22 protein-coding genes are annotated in these 21,145 nt (G+C 37.5%); 1 reads left to right on the plus strand and 21 read right to left on the minus strand.

The window, feature by feature from the left end:
• Positions 1-77 precede the first annotated feature (77 nt).
• The 21 genes from A9J31_RS15435 to acnD all read right to left on the minus strand — a co-directional run bounded on the left by A9J31_RS15435 (position 78) and on the right by acnD (position 18,351).
• On the minus strand, positions 78-473 hold the full coding sequence (locus A9J31_RS15435) for an AI-2E family transporter (RefSeq protein ID WP_081410306.1): 396 nt from the start codon (positions 471-473) through the stop codon (positions 78-80).
• Between the two features lie 142 nt (positions 474-615).
• Positions 616-1,062, minus strand: a complete 447-nt coding sequence (locus A9J31_RS09665; RefSeq protein ID WP_245668223.1) for a YybH family protein — start codon at positions 1,060-1,062, stop codon at positions 616-618.
• Between the two features lie 35 nt (positions 1,063-1,097).
• Positions 1,098-1,730: a DUF2939 domain-containing protein gene (locus tag A9J31_RS09670; protein ID WP_162270488.1), complete on the minus strand. Its 633-nt coding sequence runs from the start codon at positions 1,728-1,730 to the stop codon at positions 1,098-1,100.
• Between the two features lie 234 nt (positions 1,731-1,964).
• Positions 1,965-2,303, minus strand: a complete 339-nt coding sequence (locus A9J31_RS09675; RefSeq protein WP_067764823.1) for a YegP family protein — start codon at positions 2,301-2,303, stop codon at positions 1,965-1,967.
• Between the two features lie 279 nt (positions 2,304-2,582).
• Positions 2,583-2,945, minus strand: coding sequence for a 5-carboxymethyl-2-hydroxymuconate Delta-isomerase (locus A9J31_RS09680; protein WP_067764826.1), 363 nt, complete (start codon positions 2,943-2,945; stop codon positions 2,583-2,585).
• A 177-nt stretch (positions 2,946-3,122) separates the two neighbouring features.
• Positions 3,123-3,464 carry a zinc ribbon domain-containing protein YjdM gene (locus A9J31_RS09685; protein WP_067764829.1) on the minus strand — a complete coding sequence of 114 codons (342 nt, stop codon included), beginning with the start codon at positions 3,462-3,464 and terminating at the stop codon, positions 3,123-3,125.
• Positions 3,465-3,642: 178 nt separating this feature from the next.
• A complete protein-coding gene (locus tag A9J31_RS09690) occupies positions 3,643-4,008 on the minus strand; it encodes a DUF488 domain-containing protein (RefSeq protein WP_067765038.1) in 366 nt (121 codons plus the stop codon).
• A 39-nt stretch (positions 4,009-4,047) separates the two neighbouring features.
• Positions 4,048-4,494 (minus strand): SRPBCC family protein, encoded by a 447-nt coding sequence (locus A9J31_RS09695; protein ID WP_067764832.1) that lies wholly within the window; start codon positions 4,492-4,494, stop codon positions 4,048-4,050.
• A 312-nt stretch (positions 4,495-4,806) separates the two neighbouring features.
• Positions 4,807-5,187, minus strand: a complete 381-nt coding sequence (locus A9J31_RS09700; protein WP_067764835.1) for a ribonuclease E inhibitor RraB — start codon at positions 5,185-5,187, stop codon at positions 4,807-4,809.
• A gap of 138 nt (positions 5,188-5,325) precedes the next feature.
• Positions 5,326-6,261 carry an SNIPE associated domain-containing protein gene (locus tag A9J31_RS09705; RefSeq protein WP_067764838.1) on the minus strand — a complete coding sequence of 312 codons (936 nt, stop codon included), beginning with the start codon at positions 6,259-6,261 and terminating at the stop codon, positions 5,326-5,328.
• Between the two features lie 490 nt (positions 6,262-6,751).
• On the minus strand, positions 6,752-7,417 hold the full coding sequence (locus A9J31_RS09710; RefSeq protein ID WP_067764841.1) for a pseudouridine synthase: 666 nt from the start codon (positions 7,415-7,417) through the stop codon (positions 6,752-6,754).
• Positions 7,418-7,513: 96 nt separating this feature from the next.
• A complete protein-coding gene (locus A9J31_RS15875; RefSeq protein WP_067764844.1) occupies positions 7,514-7,972 on the minus strand; it encodes a DNA-binding protein in 459 nt (152 codons plus the stop codon).
• A gap of 1,220 nt (positions 7,973-9,192) precedes the next feature.
• Positions 9,193-9,894 (minus strand): DUF1003 domain-containing protein, encoded by a 702-nt coding sequence (locus A9J31_RS09720; RefSeq protein WP_067764847.1) that lies wholly within the window; start codon positions 9,892-9,894, stop codon positions 9,193-9,195.
• A 319-nt stretch (positions 9,895-10,213) separates the two neighbouring features.
• Positions 10,214-10,471 (minus strand): hypothetical protein, encoded by a 258-nt coding sequence (locus A9J31_RS09725; RefSeq protein ID WP_067764850.1) that lies wholly within the window; start codon positions 10,469-10,471, stop codon positions 10,214-10,216.
• Positions 10,472-10,603: 132 nt separating this feature from the next.
• On the minus strand, positions 10,604-10,810 hold the full coding sequence (locus A9J31_RS09730) for a hypothetical protein (RefSeq protein ID WP_067764853.1): 207 nt from the start codon (positions 10,808-10,810) through the stop codon (positions 10,604-10,606).
• 262 nt (positions 10,811-11,072) lie between these two features.
• On the minus strand, positions 11,073-11,558 hold the full coding sequence (locus A9J31_RS09735; protein ID WP_067764856.1) for a DUF2569 domain-containing protein: 486 nt from the start codon (positions 11,556-11,558) through the stop codon (positions 11,073-11,075).
• A 161-nt stretch (positions 11,559-11,719) separates the two neighbouring features.
• Positions 11,720-12,295 (minus strand): DUF4126 domain-containing protein, encoded by a 576-nt coding sequence (locus tag A9J31_RS09740; RefSeq protein WP_067764859.1) that lies wholly within the window; start codon positions 12,293-12,295, stop codon positions 11,720-11,722.
• Between the two features lie 123 nt (positions 12,296-12,418).
• Positions 12,419-12,562: a zinc ribbon-containing protein gene (locus tag A9J31_RS15775; RefSeq protein WP_081410307.1), complete on the minus strand. Its 144-nt coding sequence runs from the start codon at positions 12,560-12,562 to the stop codon at positions 12,419-12,421.
• A 566-nt stretch (positions 12,563-13,128) separates the two neighbouring features.
• Positions 13,129-14,013 carry a hypothetical protein gene (locus tag A9J31_RS09750; RefSeq protein WP_067764862.1) on the minus strand — a complete coding sequence of 295 codons (885 nt, stop codon included), beginning with the start codon at positions 14,011-14,013 and terminating at the stop codon, positions 13,129-13,131.
• A gap of 1 nt (position 14,014) precedes the next feature.
• Complete coding sequence (locus A9J31_RS09755) at positions 14,015-15,655, minus strand: AAA family ATPase (protein ID WP_067764864.1); 1,641 nt, start codon at positions 15,653-15,655, stop codon at positions 14,015-14,017.
• A gap of 77 nt (positions 15,656-15,732) precedes the next feature.
• On the minus strand, positions 15,733-18,351 hold the full coding sequence (gene acnD, locus A9J31_RS09760) for a Fe/S-dependent 2-methylisocitrate dehydratase AcnD (RefSeq protein WP_067764867.1): 2,619 nt from the start codon (positions 18,349-18,351) through the stop codon (positions 15,733-15,735).
• Between the two features lie 597 nt (positions 18,352-18,948).
• On the opposite strand from acnD, the gene A9J31_RS09765 reads away from it, so the two are divergent.
• Complete coding sequence (locus A9J31_RS09765; RefSeq protein ID WP_081410308.1) at positions 18,949-21,045, plus strand: multicopper oxidase family protein; 2,097 nt, start codon at positions 18,949-18,951, stop codon at positions 21,043-21,045.
• Positions 21,046-21,145 lie beyond the last annotated feature (100 nt).

Genomic DNA, 21,145 nt, shown 5'->3' on the forward strand with positions numbered 1-21,145 from the left:
ACTGTATCAAGCGTGGTTTTTGCCCCATCCCAAACACTTGGTCCTTGGGTAAATTGACGAACTGAATTTAATTTCTTTTAAATAGTACCGTGATATTGCGGCAATTGCTGACTGAGCTGCCCCAACTGATAACCCAAATAGGTTGCAGCTCCTGAGAGTATTGCCAAAACCATCGTCACGACCAATATGATGGAAGGCATTTGCGGTAGTCCCCATTTGCGTAAACGCATAACTAATGGATCTACCAAAAATGCCAAAAGCACGGCCAAGGCCAAAGGAATTAAAATATCTTTGCCTAGGTACAGTGCCGCAATTACGATTGTGGAAATAATAAAGCCCGCAGTAATGCGAATGAGCTTTTGTAAATCGCCTTGAGGGGCAAGCTCTTGTTGTTGCAAGTCTTGCAAACTCTGTTGTACTGAATCCGTTTCAGTGGTGTTTTGTGGTCGAATTTTATTATTTTTATGATCCATTTTTATTGTCCTGAATCATGGGTTATTGTTTTTTAATTTAGGCTGATAAAGCACAATTGAGTACAATATTCCTGTAATAATTTGCAAATAAAAAAGCATGCAGCACAAGCTCAGGTTCAAACTATAACTTGTGCTCGAACTTTTAAAAATGAATGGGTTTGCTTTGATGTGTTACTAAATCAACTGGGACAGATACATGTTGATGGACAATTCTCCACTTTCCTTTGGCTTTGCGCAGTCCCATACTGGAGCGACACCATGAATTCCCCGGCGTTGGAACGCCACTCATTTGATCAACCATAGAATAACAATGCACAAAAGCTAAGTGTTCATCCGTATGAATGACCACTTCACGACGAAAAACTTTAAGCCCTTCTCGGAAATAGTCACTATAGAATTCCCACATTTTTTGATAAGACATCAGTCCCTGCATTTGACAACTCGCATCAAAAAAACTCACATCAGCAGCACAGTATTCTGCAATTTTTTCAATATTTAATTGGCAAAGCACCTCATCCCAACTGTTTAAAAATGCTTTAATTTCTTCACCAGCAACAAGGTTGCCTACAACTTTCATTTGTTCTGACATATATTCAGCCTTGAATAATTTTTGCCTTTGATGACTTACATTGAATGCGGCAGTTGTATTGCCACTATTTTCCAACTTACACCGCTACGCTGCATACTAAAAATCGTAAATTGGGCGTTTTTTGCAGCTGTGCGAACAGGGACCTCTATATCAAAGCGATTCCATGCTCGATATTTTGTCGTTGGTCGTATTGCTTGTGGCTTCTGCCCAACTTGCAGATTTTCGACGGTCTTGTTGGGCTGAAAAGTGAATGAAGGTGATAGCTGATTTTTTTCTTGTGCAATTACCTCCTTGTTGAATGAATTAGACCAGTCCTGTAATTGCTCTAAATGTCGAAGTTCAGCGATGTTTACACTGTCTTTTATTGCTTGTCCTTGCATTAAAAGCATTAAGCTCGTCGGGTTAACGATCACCTCCACAGCAGCATCACTCAAATTCGCACTAAATGGCATCCCCCACTTTTGCACAAACTTAGGCATCTGATTCAACGCGAACTGCTGAACTACCCATTGTTGAATTTGCGGTTTAAGACTACTTTTTACTGCAGCATAATCGATATACTTTGAGATTTTTTCAGGTTGATTTTGCTCATAAGCTTGGTGTATTTGAAACAAAACCCAATAAGGGGATGCAAGCCAAATAAGCAACGTGAGTGCAAAAGCACTCACGAGACTATATACCCCTATTCGATGCTGTTTTATCATGATTCACCACACTTCAAGATGTAGTTCAGGTACATCCATATACCTTTGAATGCTGTATATTTTTCACTTTCATTCAGTCTAATTACAAAGCCTTCACAGACATCTCATATCCATCTATTACAGACAGAACTATTACACCAAGAACGACTCAGATATTCAGTGAAAACTCTCTAATCAAAATACCAAATCTAATGCTCTCTATGCGACCGTTTGATCCTTAATGGTCGTGGTAGAACCATTGGTTTTTACCGACTCAATGCCTTTATCACGAGATTGCTCACTCGCATAAAACTGACTGCTACCAATAATCTGATGGTTCGCGGCTTTCAAATTAAAATATGGCTTACCATTTTTTGCGGTCAAACGCTCAAAACGGCTATCATCCGCGCTATTTTTTTGAACTGATTCAATGCCATTTACAGCAGAAGCTTTTGCCTTATACAACTCACTGTTTAAAATCACTTCGCCATTACCTGCTTTCAGTACAAAACGATATTGCTGATCACTTGATTGACTAATTTCATACCAACCTGACATGATTTTCCCCTATTCTTAAATCAATTTTAGTTTTATTCCATCAGGATTTATTGTTTAAAAGTTAGCCTGATTCTTCGAATATAAATGAACTTGATCACACTTTTCAATGGCTTTTTTTATCAGTGGATTAACATAAAGTTGAAACAATAAAGAAGTGATTTTTAATGCAAAAAACTCCTTCATTTGACCTGTAAAAAACCGGCCAATGCCGGTTTTTTTCATGATTCAGTCATCAACATTTGCTAGGACAAAACATTCAACTGAGCTTAATTAACTCAATTAAGCCTGAATAATGGTTTTACTATAAGTCTCTTTATTCATCTCTAAAATCTCGACACATAATTGGACATCACACTGCGTTACAGGCACATGTTGCTGTAAAACGTGCAGCAATTGATTCGAAATCTGTTGTTGTACTTCAATTGAGCGCCCTGTCAACAATGATACTTTGGCATGAATATAAGCTTGGTTGGCATTTTCATCTAAACCCACAATGAATTCTGGCTGAACCATTGCACGACTTTTAATATCCTTAGCATCGCTTACATGACCCGATTCAAATAAAGACAAATTTAAAGCTTTAAGTAATGGACGTGCTTCGACTGCAAGATTGTCTGAATATTCCACATGAATGTGCGGCATAAGAAAAGTTCTTTGTAACAGAGATTAGCTCTATTATGAGGGCAGAACAATGCAAGAAATATGCTTCATACGAAAAAGATATATCTATTGTTTTAGTTTTATCCAAGCCTTGTTTAAAACAAGGCTTGGATCTATCGGTTTACACAGATCACTTGATGATCGATTACAAATTTCGTTTTAGACTTTTTTCACATACTCTGACTTAAGCTTCATCGCACCAATCCCATCAATTTTACAATCGATATCATGTCCATCACTCGCATCAGTCAGCAAACGAATATTTTTGACTTTGGTGCCCACTTTAACAACAGAAGATGAACCTTTAATCTTCAAATCTTTTACAACAGTCACAGTGTCACCATCAGCCAAAAGATTACCATTAGCATCTTTAATAAGCACTTGCTCTTCTACAGTAGATTCACCCTCTTTCCACTCGTGTGCGCACTCTGGGCAAATCAATAAATCGCCATCGTTATATGTGTATTCTGAATTACATTGGGGACAATTAGGTAAAGACATAAAAAACCTCAAAAAACATGAGCAACAATTGTGCTCAAAATATCAATATAACATTTTTATATTTGTCAGAATATTAAAAACCTTATTTAAGATAGGGTTTTATTATCGTGGCGATGCAGCTAGATCATTTGTATAAGTATTTCGGAACTATCTTCAGTGAATAGAACTCTATCGGAAGTCATTCATCTAGTTCATCAAGTATTAGCTCACGCAAGAATGTCGCATGATTGTGCTGCATATTTTTTGCAGCTGTTAATAAGGTCAGCGATTGCTTCTTGAGTAATTCCCGTAGTGTAATAATCGCTTGAGATTGCGTCTCGAGCTCAACTCGATAACGCGTTCTAAATTCATCCCAACGACTTTCCATGGCATCATCTTGATGAAACCAACGGCGTAACGCTGTCGATGGGGTCAGCTCTTTAGGCCATAAATCAATTTGAGCACTTTCTTTACTCATACCACGCGGCCATAAACGATCGACCAATATGCGCTTACCATCGGCAGGACTTGCAGGCTCATAAATCCGTTTAATTTGTATCGGCACCATGAACTCCTCTATCCACTTTACCTTTCCAACTTCAAATTATTCATCTGGAATTGCAGGATTAACTAAAAAAGACAACAGTTGCAAAGACTCCTGCCATCCTAAATAGCATGCATCTGGTGGAATGACATTCGGTACACCTACTTGAGTGATCAGTAACTCTGTACCAACTGAAACTTCCTCTAAACGTACTGTTACTTCAATTTCACCAGCCAATTCAGGTGTGTCAAAACGGTCGGTATAACGTAGCAGTTTATTAGGAATCACTTCATGATAAACACCATGGAATGAGTGACGCGTACCTGTGGTAAAGTTTTGAAATGACATGCGATAGGAACCACCCGTACGTACATCAGAATGCTCTATATGTGCCGTAAAACCATGTGGTGCCATCCATTTTACCAGCGCATCTGGCTCAACTAATGCACGATATACGCGTTCTGGCGGTGCGCTAAACACACGATGTAAGCGTATAGTGTTGCTCATATTGTTCTCCATTCTTATTCTTCTATGTTCTACGATATCTCATTATATATTTTGCGACATACTGTCACTACACGGTTTTAAAAGGCTTCACCCAGAAGTTCATCGATTAACTGAATAAAAGTGCAAATGCTGTTACAGCTCATTCATATTACAAAGCATCCAGTGCTTAATATGTTCTAAGAAATTTACTCTATTGAATTGAGATACTTATTAATCAAAACCCAGTGGCGAACACTGGGCTTGATGCTTTTATCTATATTCTATTCAATAATTTTTTTGCGAAAACGCTTTGATCACTTCGCCCGTTATGGCTTAGTTAATGGATTCTTCTTCAAAGTCATCATCTTCATAAATATACGCCATACAGCCCCAACCGTCATATTCACCAGAGTTTTGTTCAGCAATCTTCATAAACCACTGTTCAAGATCGACGATATCTTCATAGTCAGGCTCCATGTACACATAAATGGTAATAATCCATTCTACCCGATCAGATTCTTCATCTTGGAACAAAGAAATTTTTTGCTCTTCTTTGAGCAAGAACAGCGCACACTGTTCTGCTAAGGCTTGGCTTGAAAATGCAATCGAATATTCAATCTCATGCGGTACGCTTAAGTCATCCCCATCTTGCTGCATTTGCCACAGCACATTACCGTTATCATCATCAGGAAATTGTTTAAAATCACGCGACATGATGCTGTTCCTTATTTTGGATAAATTTTATTCTGCGGCTATAGATTAACGGATAATTGTTGCAATTTGCAGCACTAAAACATATTTTCAGCATAAAAAAGGCTTTCATAGAAAAAGCCTTATTCATAGATTATTAAATTATACAGCCAGGTCAACAGCAGAATTAGCTTGTTTAAGCTGCATCACAATTGCAGCAAGTTTTAACTCTTCCAAACGTAAATTTAAATATGACTCCAACACCTGCGCCTGACTAAAGTTTGCACCGTGTGCATTCAGTAAGGTGTAATCGTCTTTTAAGGCTTGTAGTGATTCACCCAAGTTATCTACGGTTAACTGAGCCAAATATAAATCTGCACGACTATTTAACACCAAAGTGAACAAGTGGATGGCTGCAAGGCGACGGTCTTCATCGACATAATTGCATGTTGCCGTTTGCTGTTGTTCAGCTGCATCCAACATTTTACAGCGTACCGCCAATAAACTTTGTACCGCATCAGACTCATCAAAACCGGCAATGAGTTCATCAAGGACCTGTTGAACAGGTAAAAAGAACTTGCCTTTATAGCCTTGTACTTTATGTTCAAGCGCATTAATGACATTTTGTAGTTGCTGTTGCTCAACAACTTGGTGATACAAACTTTTTAATTCTTCACGGGCTTTTTCCTGCGTCCGTGTTTTTGCCTTTTCTTGATATTGCGCTAAGAAATGTCGAACTTCATCGATATGTGATTTGATGTCTTGCAGCATTATGTCTGCATTAATTTTAGTGACTTCCACCAAGCCATCTGCCTGTAAAGCACGATGTTCAACATACTGTTCAACCTCAGCAATATGCTGATATTTACTGACTTTATCGACTTGAACCTTAAGTCCACTGTTTTGAATACGCAGTTGGCTAATTTCAAATTTCAAATCATCTTGCTGTGCTTCTGTTTCAGCAAGTTTTAAACGCGCACGGTCTAGGTTCTCTTGCAAAGACGCAAGATTTTTATCATTGCTCGCCTTACGGCTAAATACTAACAATAATAGTATAAGCAATATAATAACAAGGATGATCAAAGCAATGTTTAACATTCTCTAATCCTCAAAATCAGCAAAAAAAGTAATATTGAATTTTTTAAACTAAAAATTACAATAAAATAAAAATAAATCACAATTCATACTAACAGAAATAATATGCATTCGTATATTTTTACGATTAAAAACATTCCAACTCTTCAATTATTAAGCTATTGTATTTGTTTGTATTTATAACCTTGTTAAGTTGAAAGAATTCAATTGAAATGTTTCATAACACTCTAATTAAGTGATGATTAATATTTTTTATTATTTACTAATAGTTACATAGAATGTTTTCAAATTACCGCAATAATTCACATTTTATATAAATGCTTTTTGCATATTTATATATCCCTAGAATTGGGGATATTTAAAAAATTAACCCAAACTTAAAACTCAAATTTTGACAGTTAAGTCATATAAGATATGACAAAGAAAAAGACAAAATAATGCTCTCAGTCGGTACCTTGAATTGCCTACTGATGCATTTTCGAGTGATTTTTCATCAAAAATCAGGTGCGCAATGAATATGAATTGGTAGCTTTGATAGTGGCTGAGTAAAACTCAAATCGCTGGCATGCAAAGCCATTCGCCCTAGCTGACTCAATTTAGCATTTGGATGATAAAGCTGATCGCCTGTAATTGGATGTCCAATATGCATCATATGCACACGAAGTTGATGAGAACGCCCTGTCACTGGTGTCAATAACACGCGACTAATATCATTCACTTCATCATAATCTACAGCTTGATAGAGTGTTTTCGATGGCTTACCCAATTCAAAATGCACCATTTGGCGCGGACGATTTTCCCAATCAGTGATGAGAGGAACTTCTACACTACCCGTCCCCTCTAATTGCCCTTGTACCAAAGCTACATATTGCTTTTGTACGGTACGCGCTTGAAACATTTTACTGACCGCAACTTCCGCATCACGATGTTTTGCAAACATTAAAATACCCGATGTTGCCATATCTAGACGATGGGTAATTTTCGCTGCTGGATAGCGTTCAAGCACACGTAAATATGCACTGTCATGATGTTCAGGTAAACGCCCAGGCACAGAAAGCAATTCCGCAGGTTTTTCAATAATCACCAAATCCTCATCTTCATATAAAATTCGAAGTGGGCCTTGAGGTGGTGCATAAACAAAGTGCGGATCTAATGGCATGAACAATACAGCAAAATGGGAGAATGGCGGCAAAATAACAATTGAGCCAAACCCTGTCAATCTTTGCTTTTAGCTGTTTCTACACTTAAAGATAGGCTATTTATTGTTGGCTCCTGATTTACCAAATGCCGGCTGTAATTGATCAGCAAGATCGTCTTCAATCAATTGCAGCACTTCAGCGGGAAGTGTATCGGCATATTGATGAATCGTTATTTCATATTGGCCTTGAAACCATTGATTTAAATGTAATGCGTAAGTACTTTTATGCCCGAAGCCCAAATGCTGTGCCAATCTATTCCGAATACTGTGGCGTGAAGAGCCTACATATAGAACCTGACTTGGGCGATTTAATTTTGCGCAGGCATGCGTTTTAAGTAATCGAAAATTTTGAAATTGCTGAAAAGTTGTATTGATGTCTCCTTCAATCTGTTGGATGACATAAATAAAGCGTCCATGACTGGGCAATTGTTCCAACGTTGTAAATTCAAATATATGCTCAGGTAGAACGTTTTTTGCTTGTATACAATGTTCAATCAGTCGATCAAGATAACGCATAATGAAGGATTTAAAGTGAATAGAAGAGCATCATCATAGTGTGTTTATAATCGAATAAATTAATGTTTTTATTATTTTTTATTTTCTAAAAAGAATTTTTTAGGGTGTAAGAGAAAACAGTGTTGTTTACTTCAACTATCATCACTTTGTAAGTTATGATCTTATAGCCTATAAACTTTTGATTTATAGCGTCCTAAGCTGAATCGAGACCTTTTGGGTGAGTACTGTACGCGTGTTTTGCACCGCTGACAGCATGCTACTCTTTTCAATCTCTGTAACACCCTTGAGATATATAGTAGTGACTTGATAGAGGGATTGTTTCCCCAAAATCTGGCTAATTTCACTATTTTTGAAAATATTTTTCATAATTTTTATAAATTTATAAAATTTGTATCACAACTATCATTTTCATGCCATTTTTGATGCAAAAATTCAGTTTTATCGCGACTTTTTATTATTCGCTATTGAATTTTAAATCATGATTTTTGGAAATGAAAAAGTCCGTAATGGGCCACTTTAGATAGCCGTAGACGTTTTAAAAGTTCTTATCATTTTTTAAATTTGATGAAATCAAATGCTGAGTACGTCTAAGCATCGTTACTCATACATATCCAAGCCTTACTTTGCATCAATAAATTGAGGCCATTTTCAGCTTAAATAGTTGATAGCGAAAAAATATAAAAAGATTGATATATCTATGATGAGGCATTTTAGATAGGAGAAAAATTAAAGAAGAAAATAAACAATAAAGCAAAAATCACAGAAAGATTTTTTGTAAAAGATGAAATGCAGAATAATTATTGTTGTATTTTTAGGGTGGTGTAAGAGAAAACAGTATGTTTACTTCAACTATCATCACTTTGTAAGTTATGATCTTATAGCCTATAAACTTTTGATTTATAGCGTCCTAAGCTGAATCGAGACCTTTTGGGTGAGTACTGTACGCGTGTTTTGCACCACTGACAGCATGCTACTCTTTTCAATCTCTTTCACACCCTTGAGAGATACTTTAACTAAGATGCATCGGGATTAATTTCCTAAGATTTTAGAATTTTTTTAAAATTCAGAAATATTTTTCGCAGCATTCCGCTCTTGTAGTATTTTTTACCTTTAGCCTGATTTTTTAATCTTTTTATTGCACTAAAAACACATTTATAAGGAATATTTTCTTCAATACGCCTTATATTCATCTCGATTTTCCATCTTTAAAAATTGAACTATTATTTCTTTTTACTCATTTCTGACAGCAGGTCTAATTGTATTTCTTGAATTTTAGCCAAGCGATCCCATTGGTGCATTAATAGATGATCAATTTTTTCATGTAGATGACGAATTTCAAGTTCAGCTTTCAAATTCACCTGATAGTCATTTTCAGAACGCATCCGGTCTTTCGCTTCCTGACGGTTTTGACTCATCATAATAATGGGTGCTTGTATCGCAGCTAAACATGACAACATCAAATTTAGCAGAATAAAAGGATATGGATCGGCTGGATGTTTCACCATCACCACAGTATTGACCAATATCCACACTGCTAAAAATGCACTAAAACAAATGAGAAATGCCCAGCTGCCGCCAAAAGTAGCAATCTTATCGGCGAGGCGCTCACCGAAAGTCCACTTCTGTTCCAACTGCCCTTCAACGTTTTTACTGATCAGTTCGTGCTGTTTCATACTATTCAGCACTTCGTATTCTAAGTTTGAAACCTCACCCTGTTCCATATGTAAAATCGACTGCACATATTGCATGCGATATTGCGTTAGTTCACGCTGACAAATAAAGTCGTCACTATTAAACTCTAGATAATCATGTGTAATTTGTTCTGTAATGACTTTACGTACCGTCGCCATTGGAATTAAATGTTTAACAGGAAAACTCTTTTTACACACCAAGCATGTACGGCATTCTACTTTTCCATTCATTTGAATTGAGCCTCGCTGCGCGATCCATGGAGTTTATTCATTTAAATTTTGATTGTTCAAATATTGAATCTATCTCAATGTAGCATTCGAAACTTAAAAACTACGCTTTCATGGCATGAATATTTATCTTTACAGTGGCAACTACTAAAATGATGTATTGAATAGATGACTTAAAAATGCAAAAAATTACGGTAATAGTAGAAGCAGCAAAATGCACCACAATCTAGCAGCGCATTCATATTATGTTTTATAAGCGTGCTTGAATTACAGTTCTATTTGATTAAACCCAAAAGTAGGAACGTTTTTGAGTCAATTGAACTCATCCCAACAAACTACGCTGCACCAATTGTGCAGTAAACCACCAAGCGCTGCATGCAGACATACCACAGAGTAAATTGGCCAAAATTTTGTTCAATTTTGAAAGTTCTGAAACATATATTTTTAGATTAATAAGATAGGCCATAACGCCGTAAACCAGGCCAATCGCACCGCCAATAAAAATAAGCACGAGTGGCCATGCAGCATACGCATGTGCTTTTGCAGGATACTTGGCTGTCATCATTTCAGTCGTTGTCATTGCACACTCCACTTTTTACAGGATTGAATTAAAACATCCACCCGAAAATGAATGCTTTAACCCTAGGAGCAATGATTTTGCAAAATTTAGGCCAAATATGCGTGCCTAATAATGATCAAGCTATGAATGAAATTATTCACCACAACATTTGGTACAGCCGACGACTTTTTCTCTCGGCCAATTCATACGTGCCCGCTTGTACGCCAGCTCATAATTGGCAAAGTATCCAATCAATATTTGATCATCAAACAATGGCATGTCTTCGCACCCTTTCGTTCCGTTATGAATCAAATGCGAACCATTGCCTGATTCTTTTTCATCTACAATAAATTTGATCATTCGCCGTTCCCCCTGAATATTTTTATAAAGTTCAACCACAAATAAAGAATGAATCAATACCCATACAAATATTATGGATTTAATTAATCACATACTAAAATTATGCCTTTAATGTGTAAAAATCAATCAATATTTGTTTTTTTAATTTGTTTTTTATACTTATTTATTCATAGCTTAAAGCAATATCAGTCAATTCACCGTCCAATTCATTGGACGGCGCTTTGTTCTGTTTAAGCTTTTAAATTCGTGATGATCGCTATCATCATTCCTTTGCATACTGCACAAAGGTATTTTTAACTCGTACAGACAAAAGTAAATACGGTACCCAAATGACACAACGTAAAGCGCTCTTAGCTAACTCTATGATTGTCTCATCATCAAAAGCGGTTTCTTGAGGGACTAGATAATCGGAAACCATGCAGTCAATAAGTAAAATCAATAAATAGCCAATCATTAAGCCAATATAAAATTTTGGAAAGCGAAAGTGTTTTGAAAAATACAAATAGACGGCATACAAGGAACAAACCAGCAGCACCACATTTACCGCACACTCGGCATAAATGAAATATAACAAACTGGGATGATAAATTTCTGACGTTGGATCGCTGAGTAGATCAATACCCCCTTCTTTAAAAAATTCTAGCAAGGCATAGCCATCGACCAATAATGTGATGGGTGACAAAATCACACCAATGCCCACCAAAATGAGCCATCCACCCAGACCTGTTAATTCTTCCTGTTTATTCATTTTTATCTACATCGTTTTAATCTGGCGTGATCTTAGTCAGTGGACAGTTTTAAAGCAATCTTGTATTGATATTAAGCAATAAAAAATCCCATCTTTAACTACGCCGATGGGATATAGGTATTTTTAATCAAAATGATCATGCTGGCATTAGCGTTACAAACTTAAAGCGGCGTGGCAGGATTTTCATTGCGTTTCATACGAATCCGACGTACTAACCAAATTACGATACAAACAACTAATACCACGACAAAAAATGGAAGTAAGAAACTCAATACAGATAACACCAATGCCCCAATCCATTCACCTGTTGAAATGACAGGATTGGCTATACCACCTGTAGTGACTGTGGAAACACCTCGCGCTGCTACGGTGCTCATTTGTACTGCTGTTGCTGTACCGCCACCAACGATAATCGCAGCTGCCCAACTGGCAAACTGTGACATTTCCCCGCTACTTACAGCCATGGTGGCTAATGTCCCTGCAATCATGGCTGCCGGTGTTGAAACTGTGTCTAAGGCATTATCTACCCACGGTATGTAATAAGCAGCAATTTCACAAACGGTCGCAACTGCAAGTCCCATGCATACCGCAGGCATTGCAAGCCATTCAAAACCTTTCATCGGTTCGAACCAGCCCATGAGGGATGCAACGCTCATCACTAATAAGGGTACAAATACACGGAAGCCACAGGCTGCACTAAGCCCTACGCCGATACATAAACCTAAGATTGTTTCCATGTGTGACCTCACCGTTGAAATGGTTTTTATATTTTTATGCTTAAAGATAAATTAACAAAAAAGCCCTATCGAGTGATAGGGCTTTTCTTTCTTAACAGCGGGTAACTGTTAGTGTTTTGCAGCTTAGGCATTCTTATTGTTAAATTGATTGCCTTGGCATTTGGTACACGGTGGTAAACGATCAGTACCAATTTCTAAGTAGGTGCGGTGGCCGCATTTGACACAAAAATAGAAGCCTGTTCCGGGTTTTTGACCAGCAGTAACCATTTTTGTTCTCCATGTGTTTTAGAAATGGTGCAATCAGTATACCCCTATCGTGATGATTGTCTATTGGTCATTTCGACAATTGATAATGGCATTTAGGCAAAGCATAATTTCGTGTGGAAATTTTCCTGTACCTTGATTTTAGACATTCTAAAAGTTAAATAAATATTATTATTCAATATCTTATTATTATTTATTTACATCTAGCTTCATATCTTCATCTATTTTGACACATCGCTCCATCAATTTTTTATATGCTGCGTGATGAACGACACCGCGTTTACTGACTTTGGCTTCTAATAATCTAATTAATGTTGCATCACTGACATTTGGATGATTTACGACTTCTATGCGTACGCCCCAAAATTTGTCGTTTGCAAAGCGCTCAAGGATATCTGCATTGATAGCAGTAGTAACACGAATAGCCTGATTGAGATCTGTTAAAAATGTTCAAGTGGCTGTATTGGAAGCATCGCTTGCCAAAATATAGCGACGTTCTTCTTCGGCTTTTTGTTCGGGGGATTTTTTGGCATTTTCAGTTTTTTTCAAATAATAATTATTCATAAATTTTATTCAAAATCGAATACTTCAATATCTCTACAGGTTAATGAACCTCTCCTAGTCGAGGTTTGTGCTATCAATTTATTCAAAAATTCCTTTGCCTCATTACATGAATTTAAAGATTCATAGAAAGCAGTACACCAATCGAGACCATTTTCATTAGTAATACTAAGTTTTCCAGAGATAAACACATCTAATGAAAAGCTATTCTTTTTCGCTTTTCTTCTTAACTCCTTAAATTCTCTCATGCAATATTCATTAATTCTAGATTTGACATGTAGTTCTTTCAAATGGCATCTAATCCTTTCTTTATCTATAGCTGTTAGATTAGATGTATTAAGCTTTACATCTTCAACTTGGATAGAATTAATAGATGAATCAAAAGATAAAGTTATCTTATATTTTATTCTAGATAAAATATCACTATAAAATGGATGGACAAAAAGACATCCCTGCGTGGGTTCAAAATATTTACCACTCTTTATACTTGCACACTTTCTGCACTGAGGAACTAGATTATTTTGAAAAATAGCATAGTGAGAAAAATTTTCTTTGGGGATAAAGTGATCTAGTGTATTTGGTCTCACCAAATCACCACAATATGGACAAATATTAAGTGTATTATTCCTTCTAGTTTGAAGTTTACTTTTGAGCATAACCGGAGGATTATTATAATAGTCTAATAATAATTTTTTGTTATCATCATTTATAAAAATTGGCTTTTTGGGATCATCACGATGAAGTGAAATAACTCTCTCATAGAGTAGATACTGAGAAAAAATATCGTGTTTTAATGCGATTAATGCTCCCTTATTCTTCTTTTTGGAGTCAGTATGAATTGCACAATCCCACCAGTCAGTACCATCATCAATAAAACTATTCAAAAAATCCATACTAATCTTCAAACTCTATATTTTCATCACTATTTTTGCTTATAAAATAAACTAAACCTGCATCACCAAACTCTTGATTTATGATCCCAAGACTTAATCCAGCATCTTCATCTATCAACTCATCAATTACATCTTCATAAATTTTAGTTTCAAGATCATCCTCAAATACTTCTGCAATAATACTCTCAATATCTGATCCATAAGTTTGAATACTTGGTAAGGTAATAGTTGTGTAATTCCCTTCTCTTTTTAATATATTAACAGCTTCCCTATCAACTTCACGGGTAATGATGCTTGAATGTGTTGCGATTACAGCAAATGATTTAAAAGCTTTTAATAATTTTTTAAGCATTTTCATCAACCCAAGTTCAAGCCCTGGATGTAAATACAATTCAGGCTCATCAACTAGTAATAATGTCTCACTTTCTATTTCACTAATTAAGGTTGGGATTAAATAAGAATATATTTCCTGACCTGAGCTTAAAGCTACAACATCATTTTTCTTTTTAAAAAAAAGCCCCTTATTTTTATCTAAATGAGTAGAGTCAGAAAAACTTATTTCATCTATTGATATGAATTCACCCTTCTTGCTTAAAATAAAAATACCATCAAAATCAATGCTTAAACCCAACGTATCTTCCAGTAATTTCTTTTTATTTATTTCACCCCACCACAAATTATCTTCATCATATTTAATAATACTTAAAATAGCTTCAACACTTCTTTTTTTCGGATGGTTTTTATCAAACTTATTCTCTTCATTTCTAAAACCAATATAGTTGTATTTATTTACAGGTATTCTTTTATTTCTATTTACCTTTTTTTGAGTTCCTTCAGTATTTTTTAATTTATAGAAATCACTTAAATCATTGACTGTTAGAAAATTTTCAAATGGAGAAAAAGCAGAAACTAAAACTTTATTAAAATATGGGTAATCAATTTTTTTCCCCCCCATCCCCAAAATAGTTCTAATTAAATTATCAATAATATAGGTTTTCCCCGAACCGTTTCTTCCAATTAATAAATTTATATTTCTCTCACCATATTCTTTTTCAATATTAAAATCTAAAACAAGATCATCAAACTTATCCTCATCAAATGCAATATCAACTCTAAATTTCGAGGTATTTAAAGACTTACCTAGTGATATTTGATACCCTTTTTCAATGATAGCCTCTGAGGTAGAACCCTCTCTCATTAATGTACTAGAATAGCCTCCAAATTTTGAAAATTTCTCTTTCTCATCAATAAAGTAACTAGCATCTCTAATAGCATTAAAAAAAATATTAATTCTCTCATCATCACTTTCAAAAAGAACTCTTACTTTTTTATAAAAATTTACTTCCAAAGGTAAACTAATCGTAGTCTCATCAAGTAAATTACTAACATCAAAATTTTTTTCATCAAGTTGAATACCGAATTTTTTAAAATAATCAAAAGTATTTTTTATGTCTAATTTCAGTATTCTAACGAAACCTAAAAGTTGCTCACTATCCTGCTTGCTATTTTTATAATAAATCTTAAATTTAACCTTATAATCAAAATCATCCCAAGGCTCATCATGCCCTGTACGATAATTATCTTTTGCTAAAAAGATACCATGATAATTTGTACTAATACTTTCAGTATAAATAACTTGCATAATTCATATAAATCTAAAAACCCCACATAAATGTAGGGTCTTTTTACAACAAAATCAATAACTTTTAGCTTAAAATCTTAAGCCACATTCCCTTCCAAAAAGTCCTGTGCAAAGCGTTGCAATACACCGCCTGCTTCATATACTGAAACTTCTTCTTCGGTATCTAAACGACACGTTACAGGCACTTTCACAATTTCTTCCTTGCCGTCGTTTGTCGCACGCTCAATCACCAAAGTTAAAGTCGAACGCGGCGCAATATTACCAATCACGCTATACAACTCTGTACCATCCAGCTTTAAGGTTTTACGGTCTGTCCCTGCTTTAAACTCTAGCGGTAACACGCCCATACCCACCAAGTTGGTACGGTGAATACGCTCAAAACCTTCTGCAACAATCACCTCAACACCCGCAAGGCGCACACCTTTTGCAGCCCAGTCACGGCTTGAACCTTGACCATAGTCTTTACCGGCAATGATGATTAACGGTTGCTTTCGGTTCATGTAGGTTTCAATCGCTTCCCACATACGCATCACTTCGCCTTCCGGCTCTACACGCGCTTTTGAACCTTGCTTGATGGTACCGTCAGAACGCACCACCATTTCATTAAACAATTTCGGGTTGGCAAATGTTGCACGTTGTGCCGTCAAATGGTCACCGCGGTGGGTTGCGTAAGAGTTGAAGTCTTCCTCAGGCACGCCCATTTTGTGCAGATACTCACCCGCAGCAGAGTCCATCATAATCGCATTCGATGGAGACAAATGGTCGGTGGTGATGTTATCTGGCAAGATTGCAAGTGGACGCATATTGCTTAATGTACGTGGTGCAGCCAAAGCCCCTTCCCAATACGGTGGGCGACGAATATAAGTACTTTGCGGACGCCAATCATAAAGCGGGCTTTCAGATTTTTCAGCCACACCCAAGTCAAACATTGGAATGTAGACTTTCTTAAATTGCTCAGGTTTCACAGCAACTTTGACCAGTGCATCAATTTCTTCATCTGACGGCCAAATATCTTTTAAGTAAATAGGGTTACCGTCTTTGTCATTGCCTAAAGAATCCGTTTCAATATCAAAACGAATCGTACCTGCAATTGCGTACGCCACAACGAGCGGAGGCGAAGCCAAGAACGCTTGTTTAGCATAAGGATGGATACGACCGTCAAAGTTACGGTTACCCGAAAGCACCGCTGTAGCATATAAGTCACGGTCAATAATTTCTTGCTGAATTACTGGATCGAGCGCGCCTGACATCCCGTTACAGGTTGTACATGCGTACGCCACGATACCAAAACCTAGTTTCTCAAGGTCACCCAATACGCCTGCTTCTTCTAGGTACAAAGCCGCTGCTTTAGAACCCGGTGCAAATGATGATTTCACCCAAGGTTTACGCACTAAGCCAAGCTCATTCGCCTTACGAGCAAGCAAACCTGCCGCAACAGTATTACGTGGGTTTGAGGTGTTGGTACATGAAGTAATGGCTGCAATAATCACCGCGCCATCTGGCATTAAGCCTTCAGCTTCTTGCGCACGTGCAGCCTCTAAATTGCCTGCAATGCCTTTGGCTTTTAAATCCGCAGTCGATACTCGTGCATGCGGGTTTGATGGCCCTGCAATGTTACGAGTGACTTGTGATAAATCGAAACGTAGTACACGCGGGTATTCTGCCGCTGTCATATCAGACGCCCAAAGACCAATTTCTTTGGCATAGGTTTCAACCAATTTCACCTGATCTGCTTCACGGCCTGTTAACGTCAGATAATCAATGGTGTTTTGGTCGATGTAGAACATTGCCGCAGTTGCGCCATATTCAGGGGTCATGTTCGAAATGGTTGCGCGGTCGCCCACAGACATGCTGTCTGCACCTTCACCGAAGAATTCAAGGTACGCACCGACTACACGCTCTTTACGTAAAAACTCAGTTAAAGCCAATACGATATCTGTTGCGGTAATACCTGCTTGACGCTGTCCAACCAGTTCTACACCAATAATATCTGGTAGACGCATCCAAGACGCACGACCTAACATCACGTTTTCAGCTTCTAAGCCACCCACACCCACAGAAATCACGCCTAAAGCATCGGTATGCGGTGTATGTGAGTCTGTACCGACGCAAGTATCAGGGAATGCCACGCCTTCACGGTTTTGCACCACTGGAGACATTTTCTCCAAGTTGATTTGGTGCATGATGCCGTTACCCGCAGGAATTACATCGACATTTTCAAATGCAGTTTTGGTCCACTCAATAAAGTGGAAACGGTCTTCATTACGACGGTCTTCCACGGCACGGTTTTTCTCGAATGCATCTGGATCAAAACCGCCATATTCCACTGCCAATGAGTGGTCAACAATCAGCTGAGTTGGCACAACAGGATTGACTTTTGATGGGTCACCGCCTTGGTCTGCAATCGCATCACGTAGACCAGCAAGGTCAACTAAAGCCGTTTGACCTAAGATGTCATGGCACACCACACGTGCTGGATACCATGGAAAGTCGTGGTCTTGTTTACGGAAAATGAGCTCTTTTAAGGATTGCTCAAGAATGGCTGGATCACATTTACGAACCAACTGCTCTGCAAGGACTTTTGAAGTGTATGGTAGTTTTGCATATGCGCCTTGCTCAATATTTTCAACGGCTTCACGCACATCAAAATATTCTAACTGGGTGCCTTGCAGTGGTTTACGGTAGTTGTTGTTCATAGCGTTCCTGCCCTCGGTCTTTCATTTTTTACGTTGTCTTTTATTTAAGACAATTCATCTTTGTTCGTAAGGCATACTACACTGTCGAAAGTCCATTTCCCAAATCCTATATATTTCATATGTTTAAGTATAAAAATAGGTGTTTTTGAAATATATTGTTACATAAGTGATAGAATTAAAGCTCTAAATTGATTTTTTATCGAAAAATCATGGAATTTTCTCATTATTCTTTAGTCTAAGCAGAAAAAATCTGGATATTTATTCAACACCTCGAAGCATATCATTCAGTTTTTAAATTGCTTGATGCTGTTTTAAGCTTGTCATCGACTCTAAAAATAAAGCTGTAAATACACAAAATTTCAGCATTAATTTAAGCGTGACACAAAGCACATTAAATACCTAATCTTCTGATCAAATCGCATATTAATCCCTATTTGCAGGGATAGATTCAGACTTTACCCCTCCCCGATAATATGAAGCGTACTCCTGACAGGAGTTGGTTTTATGACGCCAATCATCGTGACACACAACAAATAATTTGAACGCGCCATCATTCAAACTCACTGTTGATTCGTCATTATGCTTTGGGGAAAGTTCATGACACATTATAAAAAATTTATCGGGGCAAGCTGCCTTTTAAGCTGTTTAACGCTTTTTGCCTGTGGCGATAGCAACAAAAAAGACAACGAAACATTAGTACAAGAAGATGAGGCTGATGCTCTTCACGTAATTACCAATCCACCACGTTTAAAAGCCAATAAAAGCGGCGAACATGAGCTGATTGTTGCTTATAAAAAGCAAGCTTTATTTGACCCTGAAACAGGGGAATATGATCAATTACATGCGCGTGGCTATTTGACCAAGCCTGAGCTTTATAACAGTAAAAATGCCGATGGCAGCGTCACAGATGTATTGGTTGGCCCTCAAATTCGCGCCAAACAAGGTGAAAATTTAAAAGTTCATTTGGTCAATAACCTACCGGTTGAATCAAACGAAACTTGTCCTGATCCTGCTACCAATATTAATCAAGGCAATTGCTTTAACACCACCAATTTACATACCCATGGTTTATGGGTGAGTCCGCAAGGCAATAGTGACAACGTATTCCTCACTATCAAACCCAATCAAGACTTTCATTATGAATTTCAGATTGAGCCGAATCATCCTGCGGGTACGTTTTGGTATCATTCGCATGTCCATGGCTCAACAGCTATTCAGGTTTCAAGCGGCATGGCTGGCCCTTTAATTATTGAAGGTGAGCGTAAACCTATTGTGACGAATGGACAAATTCAGCAAAACGGTGACTTTGATATTTTATGGAAAAATCAAAAGACACAAAATTATGATCATGAAAAAATTATGCTGTTTCAGCAAATTCAATACAATGAAGATTGCGACACTAAGCTGACGCCGAATGCCGATTCACCTTGCCTGTATGCCCTTGAAGATTATTCAAAACTCGATATTCCAACCTCGTGGGCAGATGAAAATCGTTATACCAGTATCAATGGCAAAATGCTGGGAGAAATTAAAGTTGATCAAAATCAATACCACCGTTGGCGCATGATTCACGGTGGTATTCGTGACACTATTGGCTTAACCATCAAAGAGCTACCAAATTCTTCAGCATTCACCGCTGAACAAACGCTTGCTGAATGTCAGAACTATCAAACCAAAGCCATGTCAGCGCAATTTAAAAAATTAAAAACCTTGCCACTGTATACAGTCGCTCAAGATGGTTTAACCATGGGGAAAATACAAAAACAAGGGATTGAAATATTTCAGCCAGGCTATCGCTTTGATGCCATGTTGGCTTTTCCAAGCATTAATAAATACTGTGTATACGATGCTAAATTGAACTTAGAAGACGAAATCAATGCGCCAGACTCAAGTCCGCTGCTACGTCGTGCACCCGAAGAAAAACTGAATACGCAATTGCTCGGTTGGGTCAATGTTCAAGCAACGCAGCTAGCTGTACAAAGCCCTTATGACTTTTTGAAAGTGCAAGCCACTGCTATTGGACTTGCACCTGAAGTAATTCAGCAAGTTTCGCAAGGTGATCTATCCGCCTTTATTTCTCATGCTAGCCTCATGACTGCTGAGGTCGATGAATTGCTCAAAAACATGGCAAAACAAATCACCAACTTCGACATTATGTTTAATGCTGATGGAAGCTTTAAATTTGGTATTCGTCATGCCGATGAAGGGACACTCATCAGCTTTGGCGATGCTTATCATGCAGAAGACCACACCCACCATAGCTTTGTACGTAAGCTCCTAATAGGTCAAACCCAAGAATGGGAGTTGACCAGTAATGTTGCAAGTCATCCCTTCCATATTCATGTCAACCCATTCCAAGTAGTGAAAATTTTGAATGAAGTGGGTGTCGATGTCAGTGCCATAGGCAGTTCAGATAAAGATGGTGCTGGAAACATTGACTCGCAATATCACGGCATGAAAGGCGTTTGGAAAGATACGCTATTTGTGAAGCAAGGCTATAAAATAATTGTTCGCAGTAAGTATGAAAAATTTGAAGGTGATTTTGTATTGCACTGTCATATTCTGGACCATGAAGACCAAGGCATGATGGAAACCGTACGTATATGTGGTGATAAGTTTGACTGTAACAGCGAAGCACCCGCCCACCACAGTATGGACATGAGCGCGAACGATTTAGCTGCGCATAGCCATTAAACCGATCCTTAAATAACAAAAATTAAAATGCCCATCGCAATATGGGCATTTTGTTTGCCTATCTGCCTTGCTTGCTGCAAAATATTGTGATTAATCATTT

This window comes from Acinetobacter gandensis, from assembly GCF_001678755.1.
Lineage (GTDB): Bacteria > Pseudomonadota > Gammaproteobacteria > Pseudomonadales > Moraxellaceae > Acinetobacter > Acinetobacter gandensis.

Excerpts from the sequence above, each read along its gene's own strand:
- A9J31_RS15435 (WP_081410306.1), bottom strand. The coding sequence starts at position 473 with ATGGATCATAAAAATAATAAAATTCGACCACAAAACACCACTGAAACG.
- A9J31_RS09665 (WP_245668223.1), bottom strand. The coding sequence starts at position 1,062 with ATGTCAGAACAAATGAAAGTTGTAGGCAACCTTGTTGCTGGTGAAGAA.
- A9J31_RS09675 (WP_067764823.1), bottom strand. The coding sequence starts at position 2,303 with ATGTCAGGTTGGTATGAAATTAGTCAATCAAGTGATCAGCAATATCGT.
- A9J31_RS09680 (WP_067764826.1), bottom strand. The coding sequence starts at position 2,945 with ATGCCGCACATTCATGTGGAATATTCAGACAATCTTGCAGTCGAAGCA.
- A9J31_RS09685 (WP_067764829.1), bottom strand. The coding sequence starts at position 3,464 with ATGTCTTTACCTAATTGTCCCCAATGTAATTCAGAATACACATATAAC.
- A9J31_RS09695 (WP_067764832.1), bottom strand. The coding sequence starts at position 4,494 with ATGAGCAACACTATACGCTTACATCGTGTGTTTAGCGCACCGCCAGAA.
- A9J31_RS09700 (WP_067764835.1), bottom strand. The coding sequence starts at position 5,187 with ATGTCGCGTGATTTTAAACAATTTCCTGATGATGATAACGGTAATGTG.
- A9J31_RS09705 (WP_067764838.1), bottom strand. The coding sequence starts at position 6,261 with ATGTTAAACATTGCTTTGATCATCCTTGTTATTATATTGCTTATACTA.
- A9J31_RS09710 (WP_067764841.1), bottom strand. The coding sequence starts at position 7,417 with ATGCCATTAGATCCGCACTTTGTTTATGCACCACCTCAAGGCCCACTT.
- A9J31_RS15875 (WP_067764844.1), bottom strand. The coding sequence starts at position 7,972 with ATGCGTTATCTTGATCGACTGATTGAACATTGTATACAAGCAAAAAAC.
- A9J31_RS09720 (WP_067764847.1), bottom strand. The coding sequence starts at position 9,894 with ATGAATGGAAAAGTAGAATGCCGTACATGCTTGGTGTGTAAAAAGAGT.
- A9J31_RS09725 (WP_067764850.1), bottom strand. The coding sequence starts at position 10,471 with ATGACAACGACTGAAATGATGACAGCCAAGTATCCTGCAAAAGCACAT.
- A9J31_RS09730 (WP_067764853.1), bottom strand. The coding sequence starts at position 10,810 with ATGATCAAATTTATTGTAGATGAAAAAGAATCAGGCAATGGTTCGCAT.
- A9J31_RS09735 (WP_067764856.1), bottom strand. The coding sequence starts at position 11,558 with ATGAATAAACAGGAAGAATTAACAGGTCTGGGTGGATGGCTCATTTTG.
- A9J31_RS09740 (WP_067764859.1), bottom strand. The coding sequence starts at position 12,295 with ATGGAAACAATCTTAGGTTTATGTATCGGCGTAGGGCTTAGTGCAGCC.
- A9J31_RS15775 (WP_081410307.1), bottom strand. The coding sequence starts at position 12,562 with ATGGTTACTGCTGGTCAAAAACCCGGAACAGGCTTCTATTTTTGTGTC.
- A9J31_RS09750 (WP_067764862.1), bottom strand. The coding sequence starts at position 14,013 with ATGGATTTTTTGAATAGTTTTATTGATGATGGTACTGACTGGTGGGAT.
- A9J31_RS09755 (WP_067764864.1), bottom strand. The coding sequence starts at position 15,655 with ATGCAAGTTATTTATACTGAAAGTATTAGTACAAATTATCATGGTATC.
- acnD (WP_067764867.1), bottom strand. The coding sequence starts at position 18,351 with ATGAACAACAACTACCGTAAACCACTGCAAGGCACCCAGTTAGAATAT.
- A9J31_RS09765 (WP_081410308.1), top strand. The coding sequence starts at position 18,949 with ATGACACATTATAAAAAATTTATCGGGGCAAGCTGCCTTTTAAGCTGT.